The 12,969-nt window shown below is 41.5% G+C and carries 11 protein-coding genes and 1 riboswitch; all 11 genes read right to left on the reverse strand.

The annotated features are described in order from the left end of the window. Positions 1-17: 17 nt before the first annotated feature. On the reverse strand, positions 18-977 hold the full coding sequence (gene lipA / locus I2484_RS15645) for a lipoyl synthase (RefSeq protein WP_207151978.1): 960 nt from the start codon (positions 975-977) through the stop codon (positions 18-20). A gap of 141 nt (positions 978-1,118) precedes the next feature. Then, positions 1,119-1,826, reverse strand: a complete 708-nt coding sequence (locus I2484_RS15650; RefSeq protein ID WP_207151992.1) for an ABC transporter ATP-binding protein — start codon at positions 1,824-1,826, stop codon at positions 1,119-1,121. Between the two features lie 2 nt (positions 1,827-1,828). Continuing rightward, positions 1,829-2,608 carry an ABC transporter ATP-binding protein gene (locus I2484_RS15655; RefSeq protein WP_207151979.1) on the reverse strand — a complete coding sequence of 260 codons (780 nt, stop codon included), beginning with the start codon at positions 2,606-2,608 and terminating at the stop codon, positions 1,829-1,831. Next, positions 2,598-3,548, reverse strand: coding sequence for a branched-chain amino acid ABC transporter permease (locus I2484_RS15660; protein WP_207151980.1), 951 nt, complete (start codon positions 3,546-3,548; stop codon positions 2,598-2,600). Before I2484_RS15660 ends, I2484_RS15655 begins: the two co-directional genes overlap by 11 nt. Positions 3,549-3,561: 13 nt before the next feature. After that, positions 3,562-4,437, reverse strand: a complete 876-nt coding sequence (locus tag I2484_RS15665; protein ID WP_207151981.1) for a branched-chain amino acid ABC transporter permease — start codon at positions 4,435-4,437, stop codon at positions 3,562-3,564. 359 nt (positions 4,438-4,796) lie between these two features. After that, a complete protein-coding gene (locus I2484_RS15670) occupies positions 4,797-6,002 on the reverse strand; it encodes an ABC transporter substrate-binding protein (RefSeq protein WP_207151982.1) in 1,206 nt (401 codons plus the stop codon). A 399-nt stretch (positions 6,003-6,401) separates the two neighbouring features. Further along, positions 6,402-7,973 (reverse strand): Na+/H+ antiporter NhaC family protein, encoded by a 1,572-nt coding sequence (locus tag I2484_RS15675; RefSeq protein ID WP_207151983.1) that lies wholly within the window; start codon positions 7,971-7,973, stop codon positions 6,402-6,404. A gap of 145 nt (positions 7,974-8,118) precedes the next feature. After that, a riboswitch (Lysine riboswitch) is annotated at positions 8,119-8,300 on the reverse strand. A 55-nt stretch (positions 8,301-8,355) separates the two neighbouring features. Then, entirely contained in the window at positions 8,356-9,117 is a 762-nt protein-coding gene (yunB, locus tag I2484_RS15680) for a sporulation protein YunB (RefSeq protein ID WP_207151984.1), read from the reverse strand. 41 nt (positions 9,118-9,158) lie between these two features. Next, on the reverse strand, positions 9,159-10,535 hold the full coding sequence (locus tag I2484_RS15685; RefSeq protein WP_207151985.1) for a bifunctional metallophosphatase/5'-nucleotidase: 1,377 nt from the start codon (positions 10,533-10,535) through the stop codon (positions 9,159-9,161). 3 nt (positions 10,536-10,538) lie between these two features. After that, positions 10,539-11,363, reverse strand: coding sequence for a sulfite exporter TauE/SafE family protein (locus I2484_RS15690; protein ID WP_207151986.1), 825 nt, complete (start codon positions 11,361-11,363; stop codon positions 10,539-10,541). Further along, positions 11,363-12,226: a DUF72 domain-containing protein gene (locus I2484_RS15695; RefSeq protein WP_207151987.1), complete on the reverse strand. Its 864-nt coding sequence runs from the start codon at positions 12,224-12,226 to the stop codon at positions 11,363-11,365. Before I2484_RS15695 ends, I2484_RS15690 begins: the two co-directional genes overlap by 1 nt. Positions 12,227-12,969: the final 743 nt, after the last annotated feature.

The following is a 12,969-nucleotide window of genomic DNA, read 5'->3' on the forward strand; positions in this document are numbered from 1 at the left end:
CAACTTTCACCGCCAATTTAGCTTTGCAGTGTTGTTTCAAGTTGTTCATCACCTTGACGCTGCCTTTCTTTTGCAGCCGCGTTCACCTGTTCATCAGCATGGTAACTCGAGCGTACGAGCGGACCCGCCTGACAGTGTGAGAACCCTTTGGACATTGCAATTTTTCTCAACTCGCCGAATTCTTGTGGCGAATAATACTTTTGTACTTTTAAATGTTTTTTACTTGGCTGTAAATACTGGCCTATTGTCATTATATCAACTTTATGCGCAATAAGGTCATCCATTGTCTCGAGAATTTCTTCATATGTTTCACCAAGGCCAAGCATCAAAGAAGATTTTGTAGGGATATCAGGTTGCATTTCTTTCGCACGTAGCAAAAGTTCAAGTGAACGGTCATATGTTGCACGCGCACGAACCCTTGGTGTCAGTCGACGTACCGTTTCGATATTGTGATTCAAGATATCCGGTTTAGCATCCATAAGCCGCTCTAGATTCTCATAAACGCCACCCATATCTGATGGAAGAACCTCCACTGTCGTGAATGGATTTTTTCTGCGAATAGCACGGATTGTTTCTGCAAATACCGCAGATCCTCCGTCTTTCTGATCATCACGTGCTACCGCTGTAACCACTGTATGCTTTAAATTCATAAGCGCAACGGAATCTGCAACGCGTTCTGGTTCTGCAAGATCTAGTTCTGTTGGTAGGCCTGTTTTAACAGCACAAAAACGGCATGCACGTGTACAAACTGCACCAAGAATCATAAATGTAGCAGTTCGGCGCTCTCCCCAACATTCATGGATATTTGGACAACGCGCTTCTTCACATACGGTATTTAAATTATTCTCGCGCATGATTTTTTTAAGGCCTGTATAGTTATCATTCGTATTCAGCTTAATTTTCAACCAATCGGGTTTTCTAACATGTTCTGTTCTGTTTCCCTGTTCTGGTTTGCATGACACAACGACCGACTCCATTCCCGCTAACTTTTAAAGTGATTTCACTACTGTTGCCAATGTATCATATATTCAGACTTCAAACAACCATCTCTAGGAGCTAATTCGATTCTCCTTACAAAAAAAAGACAGTGCCGGTTACCAGGCACTGTCTCCTTTCAATTAATGGCCACCCAGGTAAGCATTTTTGATTTCTTCACTGGCATGCAATTCCTCAGCAGTCCCTGAAAGAATGACACGACCCGTTTCAATAACGTACGCACGGTTAGCAATTGATAAGGCCATATTGGCATTTTGCTCTACGAGGAGAATCGTCGTTCCCTCTTGATTAATATCCTTGACGACTTGAAAAATCGTCTTAACCATGAGTGGAGCTAGTCCCATCGAAGGCTCATCCAACAACAATAATTTCGGTTTTGCCAGAATAGCTCTCCCCATCGCTAACATCTGCTGTTCCCCGCCAGATAGCGTCCCAGCTGATTGTTTGCGTCGCTCATGCAAGCGTGGAAAAATCTCGTACACTTTTTGAAAATCCTGTTTAATACCCGCTTTATCTTTTCTTAAAAAAGCACCTAATTCAATATTCTCTTCAACGCTCATGTCCGCAAACACTCGTCTTCCTTCAGGTACATGTGTGATCCCTGCTTTTACAATTGCTTGAGCCTGCTTACCCGCTATTGAACCATTCATATACTCTATAGTGCCTACTTTAGGTTTTAATAAACCTGATAATGTTTTCAACAACGTACTCTTCCCTGCACCATTCGCGCCAATCAATGTCACAATTTCACCTTGATCAACATGTAAAGAAACACCTTTAAGCGCATGGATACTTCCATAATAGACGTTTAGGTTGTCAACTTTTAGCATACTCATTCGTCAAGTTCCTCCCCTAAATAAGCCTCGATTACTTTCGGATTATTACGGATTTCTTCAGGAGTTCCTTCAGCAAGAAGTACACCATGATCCAATACGTAAATACGTTCACAAATCCCCATTACCAAATTCATATCATGCTCAATTAATAAAATGGTTAGATTGAATTTCTTACGGACAAATGCGATTAACTCCATAAGATCTTTCGTTTCCTGCGGGTTCATCCCGGCAGCTGGTTCATCAAGCAGTAACAACTCTGGGCCTGCGGCTAATGCACGTGCAATTTCAAGCCTCCGCTGCTTCCCATATGCCAGGTTTTTCGCATCTTCATCTCTATATTTATCCAATTCAAAAATCTTTAGGAATTCCATTGCTTTTTCTTCCATTTCTTTCTCCCCGGAAAAATGGGATGGAAGGCGTAGCATAGAACTTAAAACTGAATGCTTCGCTAACGAGTGATACGCAACTTTTACATTATCTAAAACGGATAATTCATTAAACAAACGAATATTTTGGAACGTCCGGCTAATTCCCCTACGCGTTACCTGATAAGGAGCCATCCCATTAATGCGTTCCCCTTTGAATAATATATCGCCTTCTGTAGGCTTATAGACACCTGTCAATAAGTTGAAACTCGTTGTCTTACCGGCTCCATTTGGACCAATCAGCCCAATCAGTTCACCTTGATTGATTTCCATATTAAAATTCGAAACTGCCTTCAGCCCGCCAAACTGTATACCTACATCTTTCACTCTCAGTAACGGTTCACTTGTCATTCTGGCTGCCCCCTTTCGAACCTCTCCACAATTTGAAGTAATCCGTTATTTCCATCGTGCCCATTAAACCTTTTGGACGATAAAGCATGACAATGATAAGTACAAGACTATAGATGATCATGCGTGTTTCAGGATAATTTTGTAAGAATGTAGAAACGATTGTTAATAAAATCGTTGCAACAATTGCTCCTGACAAACTTCCTAAACCGCCCAACACAACATAAATCAAAATATCAATGGATTTTAAGAATCCGAAGTTTGAAGGTTGAATGATATAAAAGTTGTGTGCATACAAAGCGCCCGCGACTCCCGCAAAGAAAGCACCAATTGCAAACGCTAATACTTTGTAATACGTTGTATTAATTCCCATGGCATCTGACGCAATCTCATTCTCTCGAACTGAGATACACGCGCGGCCATGCCTTGAATTTGTAAAATTGACGATGACGACTATTGTAACGAAAAGGCAGATAAACGCAGAGGTCCATGTAGTTAAATGCGTCACTTGCATCCCGGCCGCTCCACCTACATATTCAATATTTAAGAACACAATACGAATGATTTCTGCAAATCCAAGTGTAGCAATCGCTAGATAATCACCGCGTAGTCGTAAACTAGGAATCCCTATGACTAAGCCTGCAACCGTAGCCATCACTCCTGCCGCTAAAATTGCTACCGGAAATGGTAGTTGCAATTTCATCGTCACGATTGCCGAAATATAGGCACCCACTGCTAGGAATCCTGCATGACCAAGTGAAAACTGTCCTGTAACACCAATTACTAAGTGCAAACTGACGGCCAACATAATATTAATTGCCATAAAGATTAATGTATTAGAATGGAAATCATTCAATATACCTACACTGATAAGTACTTGAATAACTGTATAAACGATTAGTGATGAAGCAATAAATGACCAAAACTGTTTTGACTTTTTCATGACTTTGTTTCACCTACACTTTCTCACGTGTATTTTTACCAAAGAGCCCGGACGGTTTAAAGATGAGTATTAAAATCAAAATGACGAATGCCGCGGCATCCCTCCATAGAGAGAAACCAAGCGCACTGACAAATGTTTCTACTACTCCAAGCACAAGACCTCCAGCCATGGCTCCCGGAATAATTCCGATTCCACCAAGGACAGCAGCAACGAATGCTTTCAAACCAGGAATAATACCCATTAACGGGTCAATCTTTGTATAATAAATACCGAAAATAACGCCCGCTGCACCAGCCAAAGCTGATCCAATCGCAAACGTAGCCGAGATAGTGTTGTCAACATTAATCCCCATTAGCTTAGCTGCTTCAGCATCATAGGAAACAGCTCGCATCGCTTTTCCGATTTTTGTTTTATGTACGACAAATTGAAGAATGATCATCAATGTCACTGAAACAGAAAGAATTAAGATTGATTGACTGCTGATTTGAGCACCGAAAAAGTCAAATGATTTATTGCGCAGTACTTCTGGATACGCATTAGGTTGAGCCCCACGCATATAAATGACACCATTTTGAATAAGTAGTGATACACCAATTGCAGTGATCAAAGCCGCGATTCTTGTCGCATTACGTAATCTTTTGTAGGCTATCCGTTCGATAAGAACACCAATAATTGCACAGGAAGCCATCGATAATAGTAAAGCGGGGAAGAATCCAAGACCCCAACCTGCAATAGAATAATACCCAATAAACGCACCTATCATAAAAATTTCACCATGCGCAAAATTTATGAGCTTTATTATTCCGTAAACCATTGTGTAGCCTAATGCAATTAGCGCATAAATGCTGCCGAGTGAAATACCGTTTATTAGCTGTTGTAACCATTCCATGAACTTTTCACTCCTTTTCCAGCTCTAAATTAAGGATTAAAAAAGGAATGGAGGAGAGGACATCCTCCCCCCATTCCTACAGTTTTAACTTCATTCAGCAGAAGTCTACCGCTTCTATTAGTGGCTAGATCAATGCGAACGAAATCTACAATGCAGCGGGGTGCAAACCCCGGCTGAATTAGGAGGAATGAAGTTCAATTCCTCCCTGTTAAAGCCTCCGGCGGATGTCACGGATTTTGAAGGGAGTGGAAAGGCAACCTAGGTTCGCCGCGTCCTGCGGCAAAGGTTGCATACCTGCGTCCTGCAGGCACAAGCTCAATTCAAAATCTGGACGCAATCACACCGAGGCGTGATTGATTTTAAGGATTAACTTTTGTATTGAAGACTTGTTTGCCGTCTTTGTATTCAAGAATAGTAGCTGATTTGACTGGGTGATGGTTTTCATCAACCGAATACAATCCAGTTACAAGTTCAAGATCTTTTGTTTCAGCTAGTGCATCTTTAATCTTCACAGAGTCTGGACCGCCTGCACGTTTAATAGCATCAGCTAATAGATAAACTGTATCGTAACCAAGTGCGTTAAATGCGTCAGGTGATTTACTGTATTTGTCATTGAACTTTTTGTTGAATTCTTGAATGATGCCATCTGGATCTTCAGATGAATAGTGATTTGTTGTAAACGTGTTATTTAATGCTTCTGCACCGGCAAGTTCAAGCAAGATTGGTGAATCCCAACCATCTGCTCCCATTAGTGGAACAGTGATACCCATTTCACGAGCCTGTTTAACAATCAATCCTACTTCTTCATAGTATCCAGGGATAAAAATGAATTCAGGATTTGCTGCTTTAATACGTGTAAGTGTTGAACGGAAATCAGTATCCTTACCTACATAAGATTCTTCAGCAACAACTTTACCGCCTGCTGCTTCAAAGTCCTTTTTGAATGATGACGCAAGACCTTTTGAATAATCGCTTGCGTTATCTGAGTAAATGGCTACGTTTTTAACACCAAGATCGTTTGCTGCAAAGTTTGCTGCAACCGTTCCTTGGAATGGGTCAATGAATGACGTACGGAATACGAATTCATTAACATCCCCGTTATCTTTAACTGTCACGTTCGGGCTTGTCCCAGATGGGCTAATTAGCGGTGTCTTTTTGCTATTAGCAATTTCAGCCTGTGCAACAGTAGCGCCGCTTGTAGCTGCTCCGATGATAGCAATTACTTTATCCTGATTTATCAGTTTAAGTGCTGCACTCGTTGCTTCAGCAGGCTCAGACTTATTATCAACTTTTACAAGTTCTAGTTCCTTACCGTCAACTCCACCTGCTGCGTTAATTTCATCAACTGCAAGTTCAATTCCCGATAGCTCTGAAGTACCATAAGAGGCAACAGCACCTGATAATTCAAGGTTGACTCCGATTTTAATCGTATCGCCCCCCTTAGATTCGCCTTTAGATTCACCTGTGCTCCCTTCTTCAGCTTTGTTCCCTGCACCACATCCTGCCAGTAATCCGACTGCAAGAGCCGATGCTGCAAATACACTTACAAACTTTTTCAATTTCATATAAAATCCCCCTTTTGATTGATACTTCTGACAATTAAACCCGAACTAGTAATCACAAACGATTTAGCATTCCGAGAGATAGCATTTCGTTCTCGCTTACATGCCTATTGTAAAACAAACTTTCTATTCGGTCTATAAACATTTTTCTATTCTAATCTTTTGCAGTTCAACTTCTTCAAATTAGTCTTACGATTACTAGGTAATTCGGTTATTCACTTCATCCTTTCCTAACACTTTCAACTAACCATTGAGTGGAAGTTCACCATTTTCTGATTACGTTAGTCTTAACGCCTAGTATATATACCTATCTGACTATTGTCAAAACATTTTTTTGTTAGAAAACTATTTTAGACATAATAAAGAAGCGGCTAAAAACTCACCGCTTCCAATCATTTACTATTATAAAGACTGCTGTACTACCTCTTTTTTAGCTTTCATCGTCCAAACAGAAAACAATACTACAAGAATAACAATGACACCAACTAGACCAATCCATACAGATCCTGTAATGCCAAGAATGACGTAGCCCATTGCAGCCACTATTGCACAAATCAGCGCATAGGGAAACTGTGTTGAAACGTGATCAATATGGTTACAGCCTGCACCTGTAGATGATAAAATCGTCGTGTCGGAAATCGGTGAAGAGTGATCACCGAAAACTGCTCCTGCAAGAACTGCTGCAAGCGCGGGCAGTAACATTTCTGGTGCCGCATCAATCATTATGGTTCCTGCAATCGGCATTAGAATACCAAACGATCCCCATGAGCTACCTGTCGAGAAGGCCATAATACCTGCTAGAATAAACATGATGACTGGCAGAAATGAAACCGGTATATTTGATTTCAATACAAGCTCTGATAAATATAAGCCTGTTTCCAGTTTTCCAATCAAGAATGATAATGACCATGCAAAAATCAGAATCAATACAGGTGGCATCATTGCTTTCAATCCATTTATAAAGGCACTGCCAATAAGTGAATAGCTTGCCGTTTCATTATTTTTCATCTGTTGCATATATAAGACTACCGCTATCAACGTGGCGATAATTCCACCAGACAGTAATGCAAGAGAGACATTCGTATTTTCAAAAATCGACAAAACGTTCATTGATCCGCCCTCTAAATAGCCTGTCCAAACCATCACCGCAAATGTCACTGCAACAAGTGTGACGATTGGTGCGACCAAATCTCGAACGCGACCATGTGCGTGTATGGGAAATTCCTCTTTCAGCTGACCTGGAATGACTTTATCAGGATCAAATAATTGACCTGTTTCCGTAGCACGCTGTTCATGCTTCTTCATTTCGAAAAGATCGAAATTCGTCCATGCAAGGAAAAAGACCATTGACAGTGTCGCTATAACGTAAAAGTTCATAGGCGCCATCATGACGAAGGCAGATAGTGGCGAATAGCTAATCGCTGCAGCGCCGCCAAATATTAGTGCAAGTTGCCCGATTAAGAAGGCACCCCAGCTTGAAATTGGAGATACTACACAAATCGGTGCTGAAGTGGAGTCTATTAAATAAGCCAATTTCGCCCTAGAAACGCGGTGCTGATCTGTTATTGGGCGAGCGATTTGACCAACTGCCAATGCATTGAAATAGTCATCCACGAAAATTGCAATCCCTAGAAATACCGTCAGCAATTTTGCGCCGCGTTTCGTTTTAATATGACGCACTGCCCATTCTGCAAAAGCCCTGCTTCCACCGGATAAACTAACGAATGCAGTTATTACACCTAGTAGAAGAATGAAAAGGATAATATAAATATTTCCTGTATTAAGTCCACCATCCCAAAATGTAGCCTTGACCGATTCCCATAAGTCCATCAGCGCTTCGACAGGTCCAAATGACGCTGTAAGTAGTGCGCCTGAGACTATTCCCGTCCCGAGCGACAACAGCACTCGCTTAGTTGCAAACACCATTATAATTGCGATTAGTGGTGGTAAAATTGATACCCATGTTCCTATCATCTACTATTCCTCCATTTAGTCGGGTTGAGGTCCTATTATAGGGGGAATAAAAAAACGGCTACTAATTAACACTCAGCGGAGTGCATCAGGAGCCGGCTTTATCTACGTTTCGTTTGTTGGATAACTAATACTGCTTATCTAACTCACGACTTGTAGCTCATCATACATGTTCAAAGATGTATGACAGTGTTATCCCTATTCGGAATAACCCCAGCTTGATAGATCTTGACAATCCTACCAAACTTCGGCAAAGCTTCCTTTTACACACGGTCATCGGTGTCAATCTCGCGTGTGTGACTAATAAGCAATGCAGCCTCTACCCAATCGATATTTCAATCCTCTACTAGCCTATCAGTTATCCACAGCATTTTCAAGCCCCTTGTCATTCCTCTTTCTGGGGAGGGGCGGGAACCTCAACAGATGGCGGATTCCCACCACCAGTCGTATAGATTTGAGGCACTGTGGATTGGATTAAACCCATAGCAACCGGAATACTCTGTGTCACTACACTTTTCCTTGTTGCAAGCGGCGCAATGATTTGGACATTTACTGTCAATAGTATATTCACTTCAACGAAGGCATTATTAATACCAAATTCACTTATTTTGTTATCTATTGTCGATTGAACTTGACCTATGACATGGAAACGAATCGGTATTTTTGGACCCAAGTTCCCTAGCAGTGGAATATTTGCCGCTTGAGCCAGTGGGACAAAAAATACAATTCCCTCTCCACTTTCCATCGCTTGCGGATCAAATTCTATCTCTTCTGTTGGTAATATTGCCAGATTTCCCGATTCAGCCTGTTGAAGATGGGCCTCGACAAGACCATGTATCTCCGCTGATGCTCTGTTGATTATTTCGGTGTTGAATTTAATCATTCCCTTAGAATCATTCGGGACATTTATGATAATATCATTGACGTCAAGGACATTGACAGTCCTTGAATTGATGGCTTTGTTGATTACATGGGCTGCGATTCTTTGGGTTTGTACCTCTGCATAGTCAATATAAATTGGAGCAAGTCTCGCATTGACGATGTAAATAAAAAGGGCAATAGCGATAAGAATTGTGGGAATAAGAAGGGGTAATAGTTTGCGTTTCTTTTTCCTAGATCTTCTAGTAACCTGGCCGTGAAATCTCAAAACGACTCCTCCTGCTATACATTATGCAGAGAGGGAGTCGTTCATTCTTTAAAAACTGTAGTTCCATACCAACCAAGCACGTCCCTGATTAATTCGGGCATGTAGTACTCTATTTCTGCATGTTTAAGCGATGGAAAGAAAAAACCGAATGTAAACATATCGAGTGTTGCAAGTGTGTACTTTTCGCCTGCTATAACTTCGCGGTTCCCCGCAAAAAGCTGACCATATCTATTTTTATAAAGTCTCTCGTGGATCATCGCACCCATTAACGCACCACGAAATCCAAGTCCTTTGATTTCAATTTGTGGCCACTCTTTCGTTAATGACAGCTCATAGACTTCTTTCAATTCCGATCCATCTAGTGTAATGAGACATAAATTGATCGGATGAGGTAGAAGTGAATGTAACTCCTCTTTTGTCACCCAGCCTTTATCTAGGCTACCTAAAAAGATTCCTGCGTTAAACATGGCACAATCCGCTTGCGAATACGCAATGAGCGCTCTGCCAAAGAAAGAGGACAGTGGACTAACATCAAATAGATTTTGGGATAAGTGAGAAGGGTTATAAAATACTTGTTCCTCCATCGCTGTTTTTCCCATTTGGATTAGCTTATTTACTTTTTCAATATCCTCATCATTACTTTTAACTGAATCTGCCCTGACAAGTTGTGCAGTCATTTGTAAAACTTCTTTTGCATCCGCGTTAAATTTAACGGCTACATGCCCCACATACTCGCCATATTTACCTGTTGCAGCCAAAAGGGTGTTGCCTATCAATTTGCCTTCATGAAAAAGGTGATGCGTATGCGCACCGAAAATGATATCGATTTCAGGACATTCTACAGCAAGCTTTTCGTCTTCATGAATTCCCATATGTGATAGACAAACAATCATATCGGTTTCATTAGCAATGCTTTCAGCAACAAGCTTTAGATTTTCGCGAGGTGATGTCACTTGCCAGCCGAGCTTCGAGTAGAAGGCTTTATATTCTGCCGTAGCCCCTATGATACCAATTCTCGTCCCTTGCTCTGTGACGTAGATTGTATAAGGTAACAACCAATTTGGACGGCTACCATCTTCTTCGAATAAATTACTCAAGATAACATCAAACTTAGCATCCTTATAGAGAGCAGACAACGCTTCTTTCGACATGGTAATTCCTTCGTTGTTACCTATCGTGACCGCATCATACCCTGCTTCATTCAACAATCGAATGTTACCTTGACCTTTCGTCCCTTCCGTAAATGGATTGAAACGATCAACGTGATCTCCGATGTCGAAGTGGTAGCAAGCATCTCCTTTTATTGAATGCTTGCGTTTTTCGTCACAAAGAAACCTACTGATTTGCGGCCAGTTTTCAAAATGACTGTGGATATCATTTGTATGATAGAAATGAATTGTATCAATCCTGTGATTCATATGTCACCCCATAAGTCCGTCAATAATCGATCTGACTCCAAGTAATAGTAAGATAATTCGAAGTGCAATAACGAGCGTTTCTGATTTCATCTTTTGATTCAGATGGGCACCTATTTTAGCTCCAAAATACGCTGCCGGAATGACTGGAATCGTATAAAGCCACGGTACATTGCCAAGAGAGATATGCGTGATTGAGTTGACGAGAGCTGATAAAAACACCATGAACATGGATGTACCGACCGCGACATGCGGTGGAAATAAGAAAAGAAGGATCATCGCTGGTACGATTATCGAACCTCCGCCAATGCCGAAAAGACCCGATGCGAATCCGACGCCAAATGTCAGTAATAATGCAAACCAAACAGGATAACCATAAATAAAAGTCTGATCTGTATTATCTGTGAAAGTTCTTTTTTTGCCACGATTGACAAACCAACTGACCGGTTTTAAATACTTACGAACCAGAAGAAGTGTCGATAAGAGAATAAGTAAAATACCAAAATATAGATTGAATGATGGCAGGTCGAGCCCTTTATTAACAAATGCACCAAGAAGAGTCCCGGGAACACTTCCTAAGAAAAAGATGAACCCACTTCTAAAATCAATCGTTTTTGTCTTCATATAGGAAAGCGTCGACGCCAACCCTGTAAATATCATCATGATAACGGAAAGCCCGACAACAGTTTGCGGTGTAATTCCATCGATTAAACCAAGATTAATGCCCACGAAAAGTGTTGCAGGTACTAGAATGATGCCGCCACCTAATCCGACAAGCGACCCGACAATTCCAGCTGCTAGACCGATAGCGGCCAATAAGATAAATTCCATTACCATTCTCCTTCAAAAAAGTCGAGCTGCTTCGGTGTCAGACTTTCATAGTTGATAGTGAGCATTTTTTGTAAACGTTTTGCGTTTTGTGCCGCATGTCCGCCAGAGTTATTGTTAAAAATGACGAAAACCTCTTTGGTTTCTTTTTTTAATTTTTGGACGGCTGACTGAATCTCCTTCAGCTCAGCGTCATTGTAGTTATACAGGTATCTAACTTTACGCCATGCTTTATCATCACCTGTCGTGTTGCGCCACCCTGCTATATTACGGCCGTGCAATCTAAAAAGAACTTTATCTGGACGAGTTGTATGGGCTACCAGCGGAATACTTCCTTGTCCAGCTTGCGGTTCATCGCACACCGAGTGAATTACGTTTAGGCCTTGCAAAAAAGACAAAGTCCCTTTTAGATAATCTGGTGAATACCATGACTGGTGCCGAAATTCAACGGCAACATCGAATCCATCCAATTTAGCGCAGACGAAGCGAATTTCATCAACATTCTCTTTTGTACAATCAAACCACGGAGGGAATTGAACAAGAATCATCGCAAGTTTTCCTGCTTCTTGAAGTGGTGTAACCGATAGCCGAAAAAGATTGTACATTTCATCGAGAGATTCATACGGGAGTTCTCCCCGATGATGCCCAGTCATACCCTGGTATGCTTTGACGATAAATCGGAAATTGTCTGGCGTTTCTTCAATCCACTTGCGAATATTGCGCTCCGGCTGAATAGCGTAGAAAGTAGCATCTAGTTCAACGATTGGAAAGTGTGCACTATAATCAATTAATTTCTCTTTCTTCGAAGAGGTAGAGTTGTATACGTCCGGATGGTCGCCCCAACCGGTTAATCCGATTTGAATCATCCCTCCGTCTCCTTTCAATTGGATCGGTACTATCTATATTAACATATTTGGACAACAGATTTGATGTACTCTACATCCTCAAGCTATTCTTTCTATAGTTGGCACTCAATAAATGGAATGTTCTTCCAATATCGCTTTGTCGCTTGGTGATGGCCTCATGTAAAAAGCCCGCCAGAAGATCACTGGATCCTTTCCGGTCCGCTTTCGGCGAAATAATCACGACACCTTTACCGAGCCACACTTTTTCCGGTAATCCTGTTGCGAATAGTTGCCTGTCGCGTACCTACAATGTTCAAGTGAAAAGTGCAGTTATGTTTGAATGAAACGAATAGATGACTTTCTATAGCGATTATAAGTGCCCGAAGATGCAATTTCGGGCACTCTTGCACGTTGTACAATGCGTTTCTTGCTTACTTTTAGCAAAGAGTATGCATCTAATTATGTGATGCATACCAGAAAGTGACACTTCTTTAATAAAAAAGAGAAAACCATAGAGAAAGCATCAGCCGCCAATATTGCATCATTGGCGGTTTTTCTCCAGATAATAAGCCCCGCTATTCTTTCGTCCCAAAAAGCTTTAGCACTTCGTGTGAGGGCACTGAAAAAGTTTTTATATAGTAAGAACTAGTTGATTGTAGTGGAAAGCGGCGACTCCAGCGGGAACAGCGCGAGCTGAAGACCCCGCAGGAACGCAGTGACGAGGAGGCTGAAGCCGTGCCCGCGGAAAGCGTCCGCTCGGAACG

It is taken from the genome of Sporosarcina sp. E16_8 (assembly GCF_017347095.1).
GTDB lineage: Bacteria > Bacillota > Bacilli > Bacillales_A > Planococcaceae > Sporosarcina.